The organism is Sphingobium sp. MP9-4 (genome assembly GCF_005281675.1).
Taxonomy (GTDB): Bacteria; Pseudomonadota; Alphaproteobacteria; order Sphingomonadales; family Sphingomonadaceae; genus Sphingobium; species Sphingobium yanoikuyae.
On sequence record NZ_LUFI01000104.1, the window covers coordinates 106,129 to 125,718 of the forward strand.

Annotated in this window: 15 protein-coding genes and 1 riboswitch; of the genes, 7 read left to right on the forward strand and 8 right to left on the reverse strand. The window is 66.7% G+C overall.

Annotated elements, in window-relative coordinates:
* The first annotated feature begins 166 nt into the window (after window positions 1-166).
* The 4 genes from A0U87_RS25650 to A0U87_RS25665 are packed head-to-tail and all read left to right on the forward strand — an operon-like array spanning window position 167 to window position 6,741.
* Complete coding sequence (locus A0U87_RS25650) at window positions 167-3,361, forward strand: efflux RND transporter permease subunit (protein WP_048937424.1); 3,195 nt, start codon at window positions 167-169, stop codon at window positions 3,359-3,361.
* Entirely contained in the window at window positions 3,354-4,559 is a 1,206-nt protein-coding gene (locus A0U87_RS25655; RefSeq protein ID WP_048937425.1) for an efflux RND transporter periplasmic adaptor subunit, read from the forward strand. The genes A0U87_RS25650 and A0U87_RS25655 overlap by 8 nt, the downstream gene beginning before the upstream one ends.
* The gene (locus tag A0U87_RS25660) at window positions 4,549-5,955 is read left to right on the forward strand and encodes an efflux transporter outer membrane subunit (RefSeq protein WP_122928356.1); all 1,407 of its coding nucleotides are present in this window, start codon (window positions 4,549-4,551) and stop codon (window positions 5,953-5,955) included. Before A0U87_RS25655 ends, A0U87_RS25660 begins: the two co-directional genes overlap by 11 nt.
* 39 nt (window positions 5,956-5,994) lie before the next feature.
* Window positions 5,995-6,741, forward strand: a complete 747-nt coding sequence (locus A0U87_RS25665; protein WP_010339677.1) for an SDR family NAD(P)-dependent oxidoreductase — start codon at window positions 5,995-5,997, stop codon at window positions 6,739-6,741.
* A gap of 51 nt (window positions 6,742-6,792) precedes the next feature.
* On the opposite strand, the gene A0U87_RS25670 is transcribed toward A0U87_RS25665, so the two are convergent.
* The 8 genes from A0U87_RS25670 to A0U87_RS25705 form a co-directional block, all read right to left on the reverse strand.
* On the reverse strand, window positions 6,793-7,845 hold the full coding sequence (locus A0U87_RS25670) for a HoxN/HupN/NixA family nickel/cobalt transporter (protein ID WP_037508315.1): 1,053 nt from the start codon (window positions 7,843-7,845) through the stop codon (window positions 6,793-6,795).
* Window positions 7,842-9,341, reverse strand: coding sequence for a peptidase (locus tag A0U87_RS25675; protein ID WP_048937427.1), 1,500 nt, complete (start codon window positions 9,339-9,341; stop codon window positions 7,842-7,844). The genes A0U87_RS25670 and A0U87_RS25675 overlap by 4 nt, the downstream gene beginning before the upstream one ends.
* Before the next feature lie 2 nt (window positions 9,342-9,343).
* The gene (locus tag A0U87_RS25680; RefSeq protein WP_048937457.1) at window positions 9,344-11,332 is read right to left on the reverse strand and encodes a TonB-dependent receptor; all 1,989 of its coding nucleotides are present in this window, start codon (window positions 11,330-11,332) and stop codon (window positions 9,344-9,346) included.
* 190 nt (window positions 11,333-11,522) lie between these two features.
* Window positions 11,523-11,768, reverse strand: a riboswitch (cobalamin riboswitch).
* A gap of 62 nt (window positions 11,769-11,830) precedes the next feature.
* Window positions 11,831-12,691 (reverse strand): copper resistance protein B, encoded by an 861-nt coding sequence (locus tag A0U87_RS25685; RefSeq protein WP_048937428.1) that lies wholly within the window; start codon window positions 12,689-12,691, stop codon window positions 11,831-11,833.
* Window positions 12,688-14,427 carry a copper resistance system multicopper oxidase gene (locus A0U87_RS25690; RefSeq protein WP_048937429.1) on the reverse strand — a complete coding sequence of 580 codons (1,740 nt, stop codon included), beginning with the start codon at window positions 14,425-14,427 and terminating at the stop codon, window positions 12,688-12,690. Before A0U87_RS25690 ends, A0U87_RS25685 begins: the two co-directional genes overlap by 4 nt.
* Before the next feature lie 6 nt (window positions 14,428-14,433).
* Window positions 14,434-15,009 carry an RNA polymerase sigma factor gene (locus A0U87_RS25695; protein WP_048937430.1) on the reverse strand — a complete coding sequence of 192 codons (576 nt, stop codon included), beginning with the start codon at window positions 15,007-15,009 and terminating at the stop codon, window positions 14,434-14,436.
* Window positions 15,006-15,440, reverse strand: coding sequence for a periplasmic heavy metal sensor (locus A0U87_RS25700; protein WP_048937431.1), 435 nt, complete (start codon window positions 15,438-15,440; stop codon window positions 15,006-15,008). The genes A0U87_RS25695 and A0U87_RS25700 overlap by 4 nt, the downstream gene beginning before the upstream one ends.
* A 2-nt stretch (window positions 15,441-15,442) precedes the next feature.
* Window positions 15,443-15,745 (reverse strand): hypothetical protein, encoded by a 303-nt coding sequence (locus A0U87_RS25705; protein ID WP_017500954.1) that lies wholly within the window; start codon window positions 15,743-15,745, stop codon window positions 15,443-15,445.
* A gap of 100 nt (window positions 15,746-15,845) precedes the next feature.
* Here A0U87_RS25705 and A0U87_RS25710 point away from each other — a divergent pair, with 100 nt between their 5' ends.
* The 3 genes from A0U87_RS25710 (at window position 15,846) to A0U87_RS25720 (ending at window position 19,477) form a co-directional block, all read left to right on the forward strand.
* Entirely contained in the window at window positions 15,846-16,226 is a 381-nt protein-coding gene (locus A0U87_RS25710; protein WP_048937432.1) for a copper resistance protein CopC, read from the forward strand.
* A gap of 150 nt (window positions 16,227-16,376) precedes the next feature.
* Window positions 16,377-16,607 carry a hypothetical protein gene (locus A0U87_RS25715; RefSeq protein ID WP_037521144.1) on the forward strand — a complete coding sequence of 77 codons (231 nt, stop codon included), beginning with the start codon at window positions 16,377-16,379 and terminating at the stop codon, window positions 16,605-16,607.
* A gap of 485 nt (window positions 16,608-17,092) precedes the next feature.
* Window positions 17,093-19,477, forward strand: coding sequence for a glycoside hydrolase family 2 TIM barrel-domain containing protein (locus A0U87_RS25720; protein WP_240700637.1), 2,385 nt, complete (start codon window positions 17,093-17,095; stop codon window positions 19,475-19,477).
* The last annotated feature ends 113 nt before the right edge of the window (window positions 19,478-19,590 follow it).

The window sequence follows — 19,590 nt, forward strand, 5'->3', positions numbered from 1 at the left end:
CAGCGGATTGCCGTCACATTCATGAATGCCGTTCATAGGCTCATGCCGCCATGCCGCTCTGGCAACCCGGCTGCAGAACCCGTAAAATAAGGGCATTCCTTCTGGAGAGGCGCCAAATTTTCGCACCCCGGCATCGTTCCGCCGGGAGATGCGCCGGGAGTCGTGAATGATCGGTATCGTCAAGGTTGCCCTGCATCGCCCGCTGACCTTCATTGTCATGGCGATCCTGATCGCGATCGTGGGCATCCTGTCCGCCGCGCGCACCCCGGTCGACATGTTCCCCAATATCCGCATCCCGGTGATCGCGGTCGCCTTCCAATATGCCGGCCTGTCGCCCGAGGACATGTCGGGCCGCATCGTCGGCCCCTATGAGCGCGTGCTGACCACCACGGTCAACGACATCGAACATATTGAAAGCCAGTCGCTGCAGGGCATTGGCGTCATCAAGATCTATTTCCAGCCCGGCGCCGACATCCGCACCGCCACCGCGCAGGTGACGTCGATCTCGCAAACCGTGCTGCGCCAGATGCCGCCGGGCGTCACCCCGCCGCTGATCCTGAACTACAGCGCATCGACCGTGCCGATCCTGCAGCTCGCGCTGTCGGGCAAGGGCCTGTCGGAACAGCAATTGTTCGACCTTGGCCAGAACCAGATCCGGCCGCAGCTGGTGACCATCCCCGGCCTCGCCATGCCCTTCCCCTCGGGCGGCAAGCAGCGCCAGGTGCAGATCGACCTCAACCCGCTGGCGCTCCAGTCCAAGGGGCTGTCGGCGCAGGATGTCGGCAACGCCATCGCCGCGCAGAACCAGATCAACCCGGCCGGCTTCGTCAAGATCGGCGCGACCCAATATAGCGTCCGCCTGAACAATGCGCCGGAATCGATCGCCGCGCTCAACGACCTGCCGGTCAAGGTGGTGAACGGCGCGACCATCTACATGCGCGACGTCGCCTATGTCCGCGACGGCGCCGGTCCGCAGCAGAATATCGTCCATGTGGAAGGCAGCCGTTCCGCGCTGCTGACCGTGCTGAAAAACGGCAGCACCTCCACCCTCGCCATCGTCGACGGGGTGAAGCAGGCGCTGCCGAAGATTTCGGCTACCCTGCCCGACACGCTCAAGATCCTGCCGATCGGCGACCAGTCGCTGTTCGTGAAGGCCGCGGTCGAGGGCGTCATCCATGAAGGCGCGATCGCCGCAGCGCTCACCTCGCTGATGATCCTGCTGTTCCTGGGCAGCTGGCGCTCGACCGTCATCATCGCGCTGTCGATCCCGCTCGCCATTCTGGCGGCGATCGCGGCGCTGGCAATGTTCGGCCAGACCCTCAACGTCATGACGCTGGGCGGCCTCGCGCTGGCGGTCGGCATCCTGGTCGACGACGCGACCGTGACGATCGAGAATATCAACTGGCACCTGGAACAGGGCAAGGGCGTGATCGAGGCGATCCTGGACGGCGCGGCACAGATCGTGACGCCGGCCTTCGTCTCGCTGCTCTGCATCTGCATCGTGTTCGTGCCGATGTTCTTCCTGCCCGGCGTCGCCGGCTTCCTGTTCGTGCCGATGGCGCTGTCGGTGGTGTTCGCGATGATCGCGTCGTTCATCCTGTCGCGCACGCTGGTGCCGACCATGGCGATGTATCTGCTGAAACCGCACCATGTCGGTGACGAGGACGAGCATCTGGCCGGCACCGCGACGTCCAGGAACCCGTTCGTCCGCTTCCAGCGCGGCTTCGAATATCGGTTCGAGAAGGTCCGCACCTCCTATGTCGGGATGCTGCACCGCGCGCTGGGCGCCCGCAAGCCCTTCCTGATCGGCTTCATGGCCGTCGTGGTGCTGTCCTTCGGCCTGCTGCCGTTCCTGGGCAGCAACTTCTTCCCCTCGGTCGATTCCGGCCAGATCGCCATGCATATCCGCGTGCCGGTCGGCGCCCGGATCGAGGATACGGCCGCCCGCTTCGACCAGATCGGACGCGAAGTGCGCAAGATCATCCCGGCCGACCAGCTGGGATCGATCACCGACAATATCGGCCTGCCGGTCAGCTCCATCAACACCGTCTACAACAACAGCGGCACCATCGGTCCGCAGGACGGCGACATGCTGATCGCGCTCAACAAGGGCCATCGCCCGACCGACGAGTTCGTCTCGCAGCTGCGCCGTGAACTGCCGCGCCGCTTCCCCGGCACGACCTTCGCCTTCCTGCCCGCCGACATCACCAGCCAGATCCTGAACTTTGGCGCGCCCGCGCCGATCGACATCCAGATCGCGGGCAAGGATGCGGAGGCGAACCGCGCCTATGCGCAGAAGCTGCTGGCGAAGATCACCACCATTCCGGGCCTGGCCGACGCCCGCATCCAGCAGCCCGGACGTGCGCCGCAGCTGGATGTCGATGTCGATCGCTCCCGCGTCGGCCAATATGGCCTGACCGAACGGGACGTGACCACCAGCCTTGCCAGCTCGCTGGCCGGCACCTCGCAGACCGCACCGGTCTTCTTCGTGAACCCGCAGAATGGCGTCCAATATCCGGTCGTCGCGCAGGCGCCCGAATATCTGGTCGGGTCGATGAGCGACCTGTCCAACGTCCCGGTGTCGGGTGCGGGCGCCAGCGCGGTTCAGCCGCTGGGCGGCCTGGCGACCATCGTCCGCTCCAACACCGTGCCGGTCGTGTCGCACTATAATATCGCACCGGTGCTCGACATCTTCGCCACCACGCAGGGCCGTGACCTGGGCGCGGTGGCGGGCGACATCGACCGGGCGATCAAGTCGCTGAAGGCGGAGGAGCCCAAGGGCGCCACCATCACCATTCGCGGCCAATATGCGACGATGAACACCGCCTTCTCGGGCCTTGGCTTCGGCCTCGCCGGTGCGATCGTGCTCATCTACCTGCTGATCGTCGTCAACTTCCAGAGCTGGGTCGACCCGTTCGTCATCATCACCGCCCTGCCCGCGGCGCTGGCCGGCATCATCTGGATGCTGTTCATGACCGGCACCACCCTGTCGGTGCCGGCACTGACCGGCGCGATCATGTGCATGGGCGTGGCGACCGCCAACTCCATCCTGGTCGTCAGCTTCGCCCGCGAACGGCTCGCTGAACTGGGCGACGCGACCAAGGCTGCGCTGGAGGCCGGCATGGTCCGCTTCCGCCCGGTGCTGATGACCGCGCTCGCCATGATCATCGGCATGGGTCCGATGGCCCTGGGCCTGGGCGAAGGCGGCGAACAAAATGCCCCGCTGGGCCGCGCCGTCGTCGGCGGCCTGATCTGCGCCACCATCGCCACCCTCTTCTTCGTCCCCACCGTCTTCGCCTTCGTCCACGGCCGCAAGGCTGCGAAGGCCAACAACATGGAAATGCAGCCGAGCCATGTCTGACCATAACAGCATCGAAAATCCCGAGCAGGCCGGCCCCGACAGCGGCACGCTGAAGAAGATCGGCATCGGCGCGGCCGTTGTCGCGCTCGTCGTGGTCGGCGTGGGCGTCGCCTCGCGCATCAGCGCCACCAACGAACTGCGCGAAACCGCCGCCGACGCATCGGTGCCGACCGTCGCGGTGGTCAAGCCGACGGTGAATGGCGAGGGCAATGACCTGGTCCTGCCCGGCAATGTGCAGGCCTATAACAGCGCCGCCATCTATGCCCGCACCAATGGCTATGTCCGCCGCTGGCTGGCCGATATCGGCGACCGGGTGCGCGCGGGCCAGCCGCTCGCCGTGCTCGACGCGCCAGACCTCGACCAGCAGGTCGCCGCCGCGCAGGCCGATTATCAGACCGCGCTCGCCAACCAGCGCCTCGCCGAAACCACCTCGAAGCGCTGGAGCGCGATGCTGGCGCAGGACGCCGTCTCGCGCCAGGAAGCCGACGAGAAGGCCGGCGATCTTGCCGCCCGCACCGCCGTCTCCAACGCGGCGCTCGCCAACGTCAAGCGACTGAAGGCCCAGCAGGGCTTCACCCGCCTCGCCGCGCCATTCGACGGCGTCGTCACCAGCCGTTCGGCCCAGATCGGCGCACTGGTGGTGTCCGGCAATGCCGCCGCCCAGCCTTTGTTCACCGTGTCCGACGTCCATCGCATGCGCATCTATGTCCGCGTGCCACAGGGCTATTCCGCCTCGGTCCGGCCGGGCATGGGCGCGACCCTGACCCTGCCCGAATATCCCGGCCGCAGCTTCAACGCGACCCTGACCAGCAGTTCAGGCGCGGTCGATGCGCAGTCGGGCGCCGTGCTGGTCCAGCTGCAGGCGGAAAATCCCGACGGCGCATTGAAGCCGGGTGCCTTCGCCCAGGTCAGCTTCAAGGTCGGCGCCGGCCAAGGCAATGGCATGACCCTGCCGGGCAGCGCGATCCTCTACAGCAACAACGGCCCCAGCGTCGCCGTGGTGGGTGCGGACAATCGCATCACCATGAAGCCGGTCGCCATCGCCCGTGACGAGGGCGCCACGGTGCAGATCGCCAGCGGCCTCAGCCCCAATGACCGGATCGTCGACACCCCTCCCGATGCGATCCGCACCGGCGACATGGTGAAGGTGCAGGCGTCGGCGCCCGCCGGCGGAAAGGGTGCGACGCATGCGCGCTGACCGCCGGATCGGCGGCGCAGGCGTGACATTGGCGGCGGTCTTGCTGGCCGGCTGTTCGATGGCGCCGGCCTATCAGCCGCCCCAGACGAGCGCCCCCGCCGAATATAAGGAAGTGGCGGGCTGGACCGCCGCCCAGCCGGCCGATGCCACACCGCGCGGCAATTGGTGGGAGGCGTTCAACGATCCCGTCCTCAATGATCTGGAAACCCGCGCCGAGCAGGCCAGCCCGACTTTGGCCGCCGCGCTGGCCCGCTACGACCAGGCGCGCGCCGCCGCACGGGTGGAAAATGCCGACCTGTTCCCGCAAATCAGTGCCGGCGCCGATGCCAGCCGCCGCCGCGTGTCGGGCAACCGATTCCAGGGCAATGGCAGCGCCGTTACCTATAATGACTATGTGGTAGGCGGCAGCCTCGACTATGAGCTCGACCTGTGGGGCCGCATCCGCAACAGCGTGAAGGCGGCGCGGGCCGATGCCGACGCCAGCAATGCCGATCTCGCCTCCGCCAGGCTCAGCCTGCAGGCGGCGGTCGCCGACGCCTATGCGCGGCTGCGCGGGCTGGATGCACAGGCGGAACTGCTGCACCAGACGGTCGAAGCCTTCGGCAAGGCCTATGACCTGACCGACCGGCGCCACAAGGGCGGCGTGTCGTCGGGCATCGACGTCAATCGCGCCAAGACGGTGCTGGACAATGCGAAGGCGGACATCTCCGCCATCGCCAATGAACGCGCCGCGACCGAGCATGAGATCGCCGCGCTGGTCGGCGCGATCGCGTCGGACTTCAGCATCGCCGCCCGCACCCAGCCGCTCGCCGCGCCGGACGTGCCGACCGGCGCGCCCTCGCAACTGCTGGAACGCCGGCCCGACATCGCGGCGGCCGAACGGCGCATGTTCGCCGCCAATGCGCGCATCGGCGTCGCCAAGGCGGCCTTCTTCCCGACGCTGACGCTGGGCCTGACCGGCGGCTGGGAAACCACCCATGGCGACCTGTTCTCCACCCCCAACAGCTTCTGGGGCCTTGGTCCAGCATCGGCGCTGCTCAACCTGTTCGACGGCGGCAAGCGCCGCGCGCAGGTGAAGATGTCGCGCGCGGAGTATGAGGAACTGGCTGCCGGCTATCGCGACACGGTGCTGACCGCCTTCCGCCAGGTCGAGGATGCGGTTGCCGCCAATCATCACCTGTCCGACCAGATCGGCCATCAGCGCAGCGCCGCCGACGCCGCGCAGCGCACCAGCGATCTGGCACTGACCCGCTATCGCGATGGCGCGTCGGACTATCTGGAGGTGGTGACGGCCCAGACCGACGCGCTTGACGCCCAGCGCGCGGTGCTGATCGCTCAGACCCAGCGGATGCGCGCCAGCGTCGCGCTGGTGAAGGCGCTGGGCGGGGCCGCCTGATCTCGCTATTGGGCTGACGACAAAAGACAGGAGCGCCCCATGACCAAGACCGTCCTCATCACCGGCGCGACCGCCGGCATCGGCGAAGCCGCCGTCCGCGCCTTTGCCGCCGATGGCTGGCAGGTGATCGGCACCGGCCGTCGCGCCGATCGGCTGGAAAAGCTGGCCGCCGAAATCGGTGACGCCTTCTGCCCGCTGGTGTTCGACATGCGCGATGAAGCCGCGATCGATGCGGCGCTGGCCAGCCTGCCCGAAGCCTTCCGCGCGATCGACATGCTGGTCAACAATGCCGGCCTGGCGCTCGGCACTGCGCCGGCCCAGTCGGCCGACCTCGCCCAGTGGCAGCAGATGATCGAGACCAACATCACCGGCCTCGTCACCGTCACCCACAAGCTGTTGCCGGGCCTCGTCGCGCGCAAGGGCGGGATCATCAATCTGAGTTCGGTCGCGGCGACCTATCCCTACACCGGCGGCAATGTCTATGGCGGCACCAAGGCGTTCGTGCGCCAATTCTCGCTCGGCCTGCGGTCGGACCTGCACGGCACCGGCGTGCGCGTCACCTCGATCGAGCCGGGCATGGTCGAGACCGAATTCACGCTGATCCGCACCGGCAGCCAGCAGGCGTCCGACACCCTCTATGGCAATGCCAATCCGATGACGGCGGAGGATATCGCCGCCACCCTGCTCTGGGTCGCGAACCAGCCGGCGCATCTCAACATCAACACGCTGGAACTGATGCCGGTCAGCCAGTCCTTCGCCGGCTTCCAGGTCGCGCGCGAGGGGTAAAAACTGCCGTTCGGGCTGGGCGAAACCGAAGCTCAGCCCGAACGGAATAGGCTAAGCCCGCACCTCGCCCGCCGGGGTCAGTTCGATCGCGTCATAGCCCTTCCAGCGATAGAAGAGCGCGCTGGCGATCCAGCAGGCGATGAACAGGCCGATGATCGCGAAGCCCAGATCATTGAAATGCTCGCCCAGCGTGGCGGCAACGTCCCAGATGCCGCCGGAGAGGCCCAGCTTGTCGCCCAGCAGCGCCAGCGTCTCGATCGTGCCGATGCCGATCGCCACGGCCGCCGACAGGGCGGTGATGACGATGTTGTAGTAGAGCTTGCGCAGCGGCTTCACGAACGCCCATTGATAGGCGCCCATCATCAGCATGCCGTCGACCGTATCGACCAGCGCCATGCCCGCCGCGAACAGCAGGGGCAGAACCAGCACCGGGCCGAGCGCAAAGCCGTCACTCGCCTGCGCGGCGGAGAGGCCCAATATCGCCACTTCGGTCGCGGTGTCGAAGCCGAGGCCAAAGAGGAAGCCGAGCGGCGCCATCTGCCAGGGGCGCGAGATCAGGCGGAAGACCGGACGAAACAGGCGCGACAGCGGCCCGCGCCCGCCGGTCAGCATGTCGAGATCCGCCTCGACATATGTGCCGCCCGCCTGCACCCGACGGAAGGTGACCCAGACCTGGCGCAGGATCACCAGATTCATGATCGCGATAGCGAACAGGAAGGTGGCGGAAATCAGCGTCGCCACCACGCCGCCGGCAGCGCGGAACCGCTCCAGCCCGGCCAGCGCACTGACCGCATAGGCAAGGCCCAGCGCGGCGATCAGCACGATCGCGCTATGGCCGATCGCGAACCACAGGCCCACGGTCAGCGGCCGCTGACCATCCTGCATCAGCTTGCGCGTCACATTATCGATCGCGGCGATATGATCGGCATCGACCGCATGGCGCAGGCCAAGGCCCCAGGCGAGCAGGGCCGTGCCCATCATCACCGGCCGGTCGCCGAACAGGGCGAAGGCCCAGCCCCAGACGGCCAGATTGGCAAGGACGAGCGCCGCGATCAGCGGCACGCTGCGTCGCCGAAGCGACGCCTGCAAAGGGGTGGCGGTCATGCGGTTTCTCCGATCAGGGGCCGTAGGGCGCGGGCGCGCCGCCGGCGATTGCGGACGCGGCGCAGATCGCGCCGCAGCTTGGAAAGGCCCATCCACGTCCCCGTCCCGCAAACGAGCGTGACCATGGCGAGCAGCGGCAGGACGATCAGATCCCACCAGGGACGGGTGCGCAGCAGCGGGAAGTCGAGCCGGTGCAGCCCGTCCTGCATCCAGCGGAAGGCCCGGCCATTGCGGTCGAAGGCGCGGATCAGACGGCCGGACGCGGGATCGACATAGAGGCGTGTCGCCTGGTCATCGGCCAGGATGACGCGCCATACCGGCAGGGCGACGCTAGCCTTGTGACCGTAATAATAGGCATCCTCCTGGCGCAGCAGGACGATCGAGCCGATCGGCGAGCCATCCTGGAGCGCCGCGCGCAACCCCGCTTCGGACAAAGCGGCAAGCCGGCCAGCAGCGTCGAAACGCTGCGCCTTGCCAGCGCGATCGATCGCCACCAGATGGATGGCACCGGCAACAGGCACTACCTCCAGCCGGACGATACCCGTCGGCAAGGCGGGCAGCGCCGCGATCGCCCGGCGCGCATCGCCCCAGGCGAAGTCGCCGTTCAACCGCTGGCGCTCCGTCATCATCGCCTCGCTGTCGAGCAGCCCCCAGGGGTTCATCGACAGCAGCCCGCTCGCCACCCAGGTCAGCGTCAGGATGCCGAAGAACAGCCCGGCCATATGATGCCACCACCACAGGCCGCGATAGGGCGATCCGATGCTGCCGTCGCGGCGACGGCGCAGCCGGGCGATGCCGACCCACAGGCCCGTGATCGTGAGGAAGCAGCCGATCAGCGAGGTCCAGATGACGACCTGGCTCCACAGCGCGCCATCCTGCCGCAGGATCGTGGGATAGAGCCAGTGCGGCACCGCGCCGAGCCAGCCCCAGAAGCGCTGGAAACGGGTGGTGAGCTGCACCACTTCCCCGCTCTTGCCCGAGACATAGGCCTGCGTCCCGGCCGCATCGGCGTAATCGACACGGTAGAGCGGCGCATTGCGGCGGAAGGTCTGGACCGTCCACTGGTCCATCTCCGTCTGGGCGACCTGCCCGACCGGGCCGGCAATGGCGCTGTTGCGTCCGAATTCGCGCGCGATCCTGTGGATATTTTGCGGATCGACCTGCTCGACCGCTTTCCCCGACGCCCAGTCATGGGTGCCAGCGGATACTCGCATCTGGGGAATGGTGCGCGTCGGATCGAGCGCGGGCGTCACCCGCAATACGGGCCACCCCGCCATCATCTCGATCCGGGCGGCGGACAGCATCATGGCGTCGGGCAACATCCCCGCCCTTTCAGCCGACAGCTTGAGGGGCGTAAGCCCCCCAAGCTGCGCGGCCGGTGTCAGGCGCGGATAGTCGACATAGAGCATCACGAAGCCGGACAGGCACCACAGCGTCATGACGGCGCCGATGAGGATGCCCAGCCAGCGATGCAGCAGCAGGACCGGCCGCATCATGGTCAGAAGCTCAGGCCATAGCTGACCCGCAGCGTGCGCGGCACGCCCCGGTAGAAGTAGAGGAAGCGGCTGTTGCTGCCGTCCAATACTCCTGCATCGCTGACCGCCGAGCGATAGCCGGTGGAGGCGTAATCGCGGTGGAACAGATTTTCGACATTGATGCCGAACCGGTTGCGCCGCGCCTGATCCAGCCACAGATGCGCGCCCGCATCGACCACGGCATAATTGCCATAGTTCATCCGGCCAAAGCCCGATGCGGTCGACCAGACATCGCCCACCCAATTGGCCGACAGATTGGCGCCGAAGTGGCCGGTCTGCGGCGCATAGACGATCGCGGCGCGGCCATATTGTTCCGGATTGCGATCGCGCTGCACCGAACTGCCCTGATTGCGGACGCGCGACCAGGTGTAGCTGGCCGACAGGCCCCAGCCACCGGTCAAATTCGCGTTCAGCTCCAGTTCGGCGCCCCTGGCCCGCACCTTGTCGCTGACGTTGATATAGGTGCCTTCCGGAAAGGCCGGATCATCATAGGTGGTGTCGATCAGGTCGGTGATGCGCCGGTTGAACCAGGTCGCTTTCCACCGGATCGCCCCGCCCGCCAGCGCGCCACCCAGCGCGGCGTTGAGGTTCAGGCTTTCCTCGGGCTTCAAATTCGGGTTGCCGACCTCGCAACAGGGATCATTGCCATAGAGCTGCGAGGCGTCGGGCAGCACGAAGGAGGTGCCGCCATTGGCCTCCACGAACAGCGCCTCGCTCACATCATAACGGCCCGAGACGTTCCAGATCGTCTTTTCCGATCCCTTCGCCTTGTTGTAGCGCAGGCCCGCGGCGATCCGTCCCTTGCTCGACAATTCGTCATTGGTGCGCAGCTGGAAGACGCCGGCATGGACCTGTTCATCGGTCGGCGCGATCAGCAGGACGTCGTCGCGGCCGTTGAAGCTCTGGAAATCATAGCCGATCAGCGTGTCGATGCCGCGCAGCATGTTGAGCTGCACCACCGCGCTGCCGCCATAATCCTGATAGCCCCAGAAGGTGCCGGCCGGGTAGATGACCTGCGGCGGCCCCGCCGGAATGGGGTTGCGGATCTGGACATAGGCGGTCTTCCAGTCGTGGAAATAGCCCTTGAGGAAGAATTGCACCCCATCCTCGCCGGTATAATCGAGGCGCAGGCTGGCCACTTCCTCATTGCGGTCGTTGCGGCTCTCCTTCGTCCGGGTCGCGCTGATATTGTCGAGATCGGCCTTGGTGTGCTGGTAGAGCGCGTTGAGGCGCAGGTCCGGCGCGATATCATATTGATATTTGATGCCCGCCGACCAGAGATCATAGCCGCGCGCGCGATCGGTGGCGCTGGGCTGCATCACGTCATAGGGACGATAGCCGTCCGACTGGCTGCGATTGGCCCAGACCACGAAGCGATGCTGGCCGATCGCGCCGCGAACATAGCCATCCAGGCTAGTGCCGGCAAAGCTGTCGAGGCTGGCATTGACTTGGCCGCCCAGATCATCGCTGAAGTCGCGGGTGACGACATTGATGACACCGGCCGCCGCCTGGGTGCCGTAGAACAGGCTTTCGCCGCCTTTCAGCACCTCGATCCGCTCGATCATGCTGGCGGCCATGGTGTCGTTGGGCGAGGTGCCGCCATAGAGGCGGTTGTTGAGGCGGATGCCGTCCATCGTCCACAGCACATCCTTGGTGCGCGATCCCTGCAACGCAATGTCGACATAGCTGAACGGCCCGGACTGCGACCGGATGAACAGGCCCGGCACCCCTTCGAGCGCGCGGGCGGTATCGATCGCGGCGGCATCGCGGATCTGCGTGTCGGTGACGATCTCGATCGCATGGCCATAGCGCGACAGCTGCTGCGGCAGCGTCTCTTCCAGGCTGGTGCCGGTGACGACGATGCTGTCGCCTTCTCCTTCGTCGGCCAGAGCCGGCGATGCAAAGGCGAGCGAAAGGGCCAAGGCGGCCCGCGAAACGATAATGGACTTCATATATTCCCCCATCCGGCGCCGCGTTCGACGGGCGGGGGCAACCTTCACGAGCGGCACGCGCGCGAACGTCCGACACACGCGCCGGCCGGGCGCCCATGGGCAACCGACGCGCGTTTGTCGCAGCGGCCCCAGCCGCTCGTTCGTCGCTCAGACGGAAGTTACCGTGCCGCGGCCATCCCCTGGACCAAGGCAAGAGCGACCAGACGCCGGCAGGTCTCCTGGCTCACGGGTCATCGCTTGATGCACGGCCTTCCCAGGCCTCGCAGGATTTAGCGTCCGGCCCAGTGGCTGGCGGATCGGTCATTCTGCCGTCCGCACATGTACATCGCGCTCACCGCTTACAGTTGCAGGGACAGCTGCGGATTTGGACAGTCACCCGTCCGCACCGCATTCCCTATTAAGCCCCTTTCGGGACACCGGCGCGATCATGATCCCATGCCGTGCGGCGCAGGATCGGCGGGATCGATAATCGAATATCAGGCGGGCTGCAAGCGCCTCTCAGAACCAGGCGCGCAGGCCGATCACTAGGCTGGTGGCCGACGGCCTATCGCCGGCAGCACGGGCATGGTCGGCCGTGTCGCCCAGCTTGCGTTCCCAATTGACGCCGACATAGGGCGCGAATTCGCGGGCAATCTCGTAGCGCAGCCGCAGCCCCAGCTCGATATCGGACGGGCCGGCGCCGATCCCCAGTTCGGGCACGGCCTGCGCCGCCAGATTGAACTCGGCGGCGGGCTGCAGGATCAGCCGCTGGGTGATGCGCTGGTCATAGCTCGCCTCCAGCCGCAGATGGGCGTCGCCCCTGGTCGACAGGAAGGCTTCGGCCCCGACCTCGAACCAGTAAGGCGCCAGGCCGTCGATGCCGATCACCGCATAGCTGCGGTCCGGCCCTTCGCCGAAATCCTGCCGCACGCCCGCCTGCAGGTTGAACCAGGGGTCGATCGCCCGGCTGTAGAGCGCCTGCACCTCGGCCCGTTCGAGCGATCCGCCGACCGTCCCCTCACCCTCGCTCTTGACCGCGAAGCGGTTGATGTCGCCGCCGATCCAGCCTTCGCCTTCCCAGGCATAGCCATCCGCGCCCTTGCCGGCGCGATATTCCAGCCGATCGAGCATCCATTGCGAATAGGTCATGCCGCCCCCTTCCGCGATCATCGCCGCGCGGGCGCTGGCCATGGCGGCGGGGTCATAGAGCGCGTCGGCGGCATGGTCGGTCGGCACCGGCGGGGCCGTGCCTTGCGGGATGGCGGCGTCGGTGGTGGGCATGCTGTGGCCCATCGCTCCATGGTCCATCTGGCTATGATCCATCGTCTGGGCCTGCACCGGCGCAGCGGCGGCGAGCAGCAGGAGCGCGATCAGCTTCATGCCGCGTCCTCCTCGTGGCGGACCGTCACGACCCGCATCATCCCGGCATGCATGTGCATCAGCATATGGCAGTGGAACGCCCAGTCGCCCAGCGCATCGGCGGTAAGGTCGAAACTCACCTTGCCGCCGGGTAGCACATTCACCGTATGCTTGCGCGGATTATGCGCAGCCTCGCCGGTCACCAGTTCGAAGAAATGGCCGTGCAGATGGATGGGATGGGGCATCATCGTGTCGTTGATCAGGGTCACGCGCACCCGTTCCATATGGCGGAAGGCGATCGGCTCCGCCCCTTCGGACAGCTTCACCCCATCGAACGACCACATATAGCGTTCCATGTTCGCGGTCAGGTGGATGTCGAGCGATCGGGTCGGCGTGCGCAGGTCGCTGTTCGGCGTCAGCGACCGCAGATCGGCATAGGTCAGCACGCGATGATCGACATCCTCCAGCCCCGTCGGCCGGTCGGCGGTGCGATCGGCCGGCATCGGCGACAGGGTGGCGACGCCCGGCCCCATTTTCACGCCGGGCGCGACCGACTTGTCGCGCATCTTCATGCTGTGGCCGGACATGCTTTCATTGGCCGGCTGGCTGAGGTCGATCACGCCGCCATGGCCCATATCCATGCCGCCCATGTCCATGCCCATATCCTTCATGCCCAGCAGCGGCCGGGCGCGCCGGGCCGGCACGGGCGCGACCATGCCGACCTGCGGCGCCAAGGTGGCGCGGACCAGGCCCGACCGGTCGATCGCCTCGGCAATCAGGGCATAGGGTTTCGCTTCGCCGGGCTGGACGATCACGTCATAGGTTTCGGCAATGCCGATCTGGAACTCGTCGGTCTCGACCGGCTGCACATCCTGCCCGTCGCATTGGATCACGGTCATCGGCAGGCCGGGCAGGCGAACATTGAAATTGGTCATCGCCGACGCGTTGATAATGCGCAGCCGCACCCGCTCGCCCGGCGCGAACAGGCCGGTCCAGTTTTCGGCCGTGCCCATGCCGTTCACCAGATAGCTGTAGGTCGCGCCGGTGACGTCGGAAATATCGGTCGGGTCCATGCGCATCGCGCCCCAGTCGATCCGGTCCTTGAGGGCCTGATCCTTCCCCGCCAGCAACCCGGCCAGCGTCTGGCGCTGCATGTTGTAATAGCCGCCCATCTGCTTGAGCCGTTGCAGCAACCTGTGCGGATGGACCGGGCTCCAGTCGGCGAGCAGGATCACATGCTCCCGGTCATAGGCCACCGGATCGGCGCCGGCGGGATCGATGATGATCGGGCCATAAAGGCCCATCGCCTCCTGCATGCCGGAATGGCTGTGATACCAGTAGGTGCCGGCCTGCCGCACCGGGAAGCGATAAGTGAAGGTTTCGCCCGGCGCGATACCGGGGAAGCTGATGCCGGGCACGCCATCCATCTGGAAGGGCAGGATCAGCCCGTGCCAGTGGATCGAGCTATCCTCCTTCAGCCGGTTGGTGACGGCGATGTTGACATGCTGCCCCTCGCGCAGGCGGATGAGCGGCGCCGGTGTGCCGCCATTGACACTGATCGCATGGGCCGATCGGCCGCCGGTCGCAAAATGCCCGTCGCCGATGCTGAGCGCGATCGCCTCGCCCGACAGCGCGCCCTGCGCCGCGTCCTGCGTGCCGGTGGCGGCCCAGCCGGGCAAGGCCTGCGCCAGTGCAAGCGCGGCGCCCCCCCGGATCAGGCTGCGGCGGTCGACAGGGAGGGAAGGCAGGTCGGTCATGCTGCTCTATACGCGGTTCGCGTCGCTTTCCCTCAACATCTCCTGCAATTGCCGGCGGGCACGGTAAAGGCGGGTTTCCACCGCCTTTTCGCTGACGGCCAATATCGCCGCGACCTCGGCCTGGCTCATGCCCTCGATCCCGCGCAGCAAAACCACCTCGCGCAGCGCCACCGGCAGCGCCGCTACCGCGGCCTCGATCCGGGCGACGCCAGCGCGGGACTGGGCCGCCTGCTCGGGATCGGGCGCCGCGTCGGCGACATGGGCGGCGTCCTCGATCGGCCGGGCGAAGCTGAAAAAGCGACGCACCGCGCGGCGGCGGGCCCAGTCATGGCATTTGTTGATCGTGATCCGCGCGATCCAGCCGCGAAAGGGCCGGCGTCCATCATAGCGGGCCAGCGACGCAAAGGCGGCGACGAAGCTTTCCTGCACGATGTCCATTGCCGCGTCCGCATCGCCGACATGGCCGCGGGCCAGCCGATAGACGGCATCGCGGTGCCGCCGCATCAGCGCGCCATAGGCCGCCTGCCGCCCGGCCAGCGCCTGCGCCGCCAGCGTGGCATCATCGGGATCGTCGGCTATCACCCGGCAGGCTGGGTCAGCGCCTTGACGACGGCGGCGTCGAACAGCGCGGCCTGATCGGGCCGCAGCACGCCGCGCATCGCGAAGATGTGCTTCAATGTTTCCTTCTGCAATTCGCCCATTGCCTGGTGCGACCGGTCGACCGCCTGGGCGACGCGCGGGCCATAGCCATGTTCGGCGGCGATCGCCGCGGCCAGCCGCTGATTGTCGGCGCGCATTTCCGCGTCGAGCGCCGCCTTGCGCTGGGCGAAGGCGGCTTCCAGATCGGCGATGCGCTGCTTCTGGCCGGCGTCCAGCGTCAGCCGATCATGGAGCAGGGCATGAACTTCATTCTCCACCGGCGGCGCGGGCGCGAGCCAGGTGCGCGCAACCAGCACGGCGGCCAGCGCCGCGGCAAAGGCGACCAGCGCCACCAGCCAATAGCGTTTGCCCATGCCTATCGCTCCAGCAGGCGCGAGGGCGCATAGTCGGACATGCCGATCAGCAGCGGGCCGGGCGCCGCCTGCGCCGGCTGCGCGGGCACGCTACTGCCGATCCAGCCGATGCCGATCGCCATCACGCCGGCCAGCATCAGGCTGCGCCGCGCGACGCTGCGTTCGCGGCGGCGGTCCAGCCCCTGCATCACCGCAGCCTCCAGCCCGTCGAAGCGCGCCGCCGCCGGCGCGTCGCGCAGCCCGGCCAGCATGTCATCCAGATCGTCCATCGTCCCGTCCTTCATGTCCTGCCTGACGATACGCATCCGGCCGGCCCATCCCTCGAACAAAATAGCGCGGCGCGTGAGGGATGCGACAGGACAATGCGTATTCCCCTGCAAGACGCGCATTTTTTCGGAGTTTGCCATGCCCCGCCTGCCCCTGATCGCTGCTGCCCTTGTGCTGACCGCCCTGCCCGGCGCCGCCTTCGCCAAGCCGCAGCTCGTTGCGGCCAACCCCGCCGCCAATGCCAGCGTTGCCAAGCCGACCCGGCTGACCCTGGGCTTTTCCGAAGCGCTGCAGGCCGACCATAGCAGCATCACGCTCACCATGACCGGCATGCCGGGCATGGCCGATCATCCGCCAATGCCGATCAAGGGCTTCACCACCGCCGCGGCCGCCGATGGCAAGGGCCTGGTCATCACCCTGCCCCGCGCCCTGCCGACCGGCAGCTATGATCTTCAATGGACGGTGATGGGCAATGACCATCAGCCGGTCAGCGGCACATATAGTTTCAAGGTGCGCTGAAGGGGCACATCCTCGCTTTCCACCAGCGGGTCAGGTCTGACACTGAAAGCGGCCTCGATCGAGGGCGGGCATTATGTCCAATGTTCGCCACCGTTCCAGCGACGTAAAAAAATCATTAGCTTCAAGAATTACACCGGAATAATTTGGGTGATGGATTCATTCCCTGTCATATTCATAATATTCAAGATTGCGGTCCTCGGCACCGGCATGTTCTTTGCCGTCAAATGGCATTATGATCAGGACAGGAAGGCACGGAAAGGCGATGTCCTGACCGCCGTTGGCAAGATAAGCGCGATCCTGGCGCTATTGCTCGTCGGCCTGCTGTTCGCCACCTTCAAACTTGCCAGCTTGCTTGGCCTGGACATGCAATTGTCCCAATAATTTTGTAGCTTGCCTGCAAGCATGGCCCTCAGTCCGCACCGACACCGATGACGCGCGGGACGCTTCCGGACACCCGCTTTCCTACTCGGCCTTTCTCTGATCTATCCTGTCGGATGGCCCGCCCCCTCCATGCCTCCCTCCGTTCACGCGCATCAGCAGCGCTGATCTGTCGCCTGGATGTCGCGTCGGCGACGCGTCGGGATGACCCGCATCATGACCCGACCGACGCGTCGCCGTCGCGTGGCAGGCGCGTCATGGGGGCGTTTGCGGCGCATTTCGCTCGAATCCGCGCACGACACTGTGAACTTCGTAGGAGATTTGCCTGTCGCGTCACCGCCCGTTCCGCAGGGCCAGCAAAGCCGCTTGGCATCGGCCCGCCACTCCTGTAGCCATATACCCACATAGGGCGCCACAGCGCCACATAGTGGACATATTCTGGAGAGGGGGCCGATATGGCGACGGGACGGACCGCACGGATGCGCAGGATGATCGGGCGGAGTGCCGCCGGTCTGGCGCTGGCGCTATTGATCGCTCTGCCCGCCCCCACCTTTGCCCAGCCGACCGGCGCGCAGAATTTCGATGCCGGCTGGCGCTTCCATCAGGGCGATGTCGCGACCGCGGAACAGCCCGGCTTTGCCGATGCAAGCTGGCAGTCGGTCGACCTGCCGCATGACTGGGCGATCGCCGGGCCGTTCGACGAACATGCGCCCGCGACCGGATCGGGCGGCTTCCTGCCCACCGGCGTCGCCTGGTATCGCAAGCATTTCACCCTGCCGCCTGCCAGCGCCGGCCAGCGCGTCTTCGTCGAGTTCGACGGGGTGATGGAACGGTCGGGCGTGTGGATCAACAGCCAGCATGTCGGCCATCGGCCGAGCGGCTATGCCAGCTTCCGCTACGAGATCACCCAGCATTTGAAACCCGCCGGGCAGGAGAATGTACTGGCGGTGCGTGCCGACACGTCCGCCCAGCCAGCCTCGCGCTGGTATGCGGGCGGCGGCATCTACCGCCATGTCCGCATCATCACCCTGGGTGATGTCCATGCCGAAACCTGGGGCAGCACGGTGCGCGTGGCCAGGCTCGACGCGAAGAGCGCGGACCTTGCCATCGGCAGCAGCGTGATGAACCAGGGCAGTGCCCCGGTCGAGGCGCGGCTGGAGGCGGTGATCGAGGGGCCGGACGGCCGCAGCATCGCGACCTTCACCGGCCAGAGCATCAGCCTGCCCGCCGGGCGCGCGACCCAGATGGATGTCACCGGCACCCTGGCCGATCCGCGCCGCTGGGACATTGGCGATCCGGCGATGCACCAGGCGCTGCTGCGTGTGCGCGCGACCGACGGGCGGCTGCTCTATGAGGAACGCGTCCCCTTCGGCATGCGCGATGCCCGGTTCGAGGCGGCGAGCGGTTTCTGGCTCAATGGCCGCAACATCAAGCTGAAGGGCGTGGCGATCCATGCCGATGGCGGACCGTTCGGCATGGCGGTGCCGCTGGCCGTCTATGAACGGCGGCTCAAGGGACTGATGGCGCTGGGCATCAATGCGGTGCGCACCGCCCATCACCCCTTCTCGCCCGAATTTCTCGACCTGTGCGACCGGCTCGGCCTGATCGTCATGAACGAGGGCTTCGACATGTGGACGGTGGCGAAGAATCCGCAGGATTATCACCTCTATTTCACCGACTGGTCGTCGATCGATGCACGCGATTTCGTGCGGCGCGATCGCAATCATCCCAGCATCGTCATCTGGTCGATCGGCAACGAGATTCACGATACGCCCTATCCGCTGGTGGCGCAGTCGATCATCACCCGCCTGCAGGACATCTTCCATGCCGAGGATCCGACCCGGCCGGTGACGATGGCGCTGTTCCGCCCTAACACCACCCATGATTATGACAATGGCACCGCCGACCTGCTGGACGTGGTGGGCCAGAATTATCGCGAGAATGAACTGGCCAAGGCGCATGCCGACAAGCCCAGCCGCAAGATCATCGGCACGGAGAACAGCAAGAACCGGTCAAGCTGGCTCGTGGTGCGCGACGACCCGGCCTATGCCGGCATGTTCCTGTGGACCGGCGTCGATTATCTGGGCGAGGCGGACCGGGCCGGCTGGCCGGCGATCAGCAACCCGTCCGGTCTGGTCGACCGGGTCGATGGCGTGAAGCCGATCGGCTGGGAACGGGCGAGCTGGTGGTCGGAAAAGCCGGTGGTGAAGCTGGCCCGGCGCGTGACCGAGGTGATCGACATCAGCGAAATGCCGACCATGGTCGGCATCGCCCTGCCCCAACCCAAGGGGCCGGGCGCGCTAGCCGACTGGTCGCCCGACAATCGCGCCGCGCACAAGGAAAAGGTCGAGGTCTACAGCAACAGCGACGAGGTCGAGCTGTTCCTCAACGGCCAGTCGCTGGGGCGCAAGCCGCGCAACGCGGACGACAGCGCGATCACATGGGACGTCGACTATGCGCCGGGCGAGTTGCGCGCGGTCGGCTATCGCGGCGGCGCAAAGGTGGCGGAAGATATTCTGCGCAGCGCCGGCGCGCCCGCTGCAATTCGGCTGGTGCCGGAGGCCAAGGCAGTCGGCGGCGGCTTCGACGATGTCGTCGCGGTGCGGGCCGAAGTGGTGGACGCGAAGGGCGTGCTGGTGCCCGGCGCCACGCCGCTGCTCAGCGCGACGGTATCGGGGCCGGGCCGCGTCGTCGCCTTCGACAATGGCAGCGTCACCGACCATACCGCCTTTGCCTCGCCGCAGCGCGCGGCGGTGGGCGGCAAGGCGGTCGCCTTCCTGCGCGGCACCGGCAAGCCGGGCGCAATCACGCTACAGGTCAGCGCGCCGGGGCTGAAAACCGGCCGTATCAGCCTGCAGGGCGAGAAGGATTAGGGTCAATCGACATTCAGCCCTGACGGCCTGCAAATGGCGGTTCTCCGCGCTTCCGGTGCTCACGTACTTTAAGTACGCTGCGCTCCGGGTCACGGAAAACCACCATTTTCGTC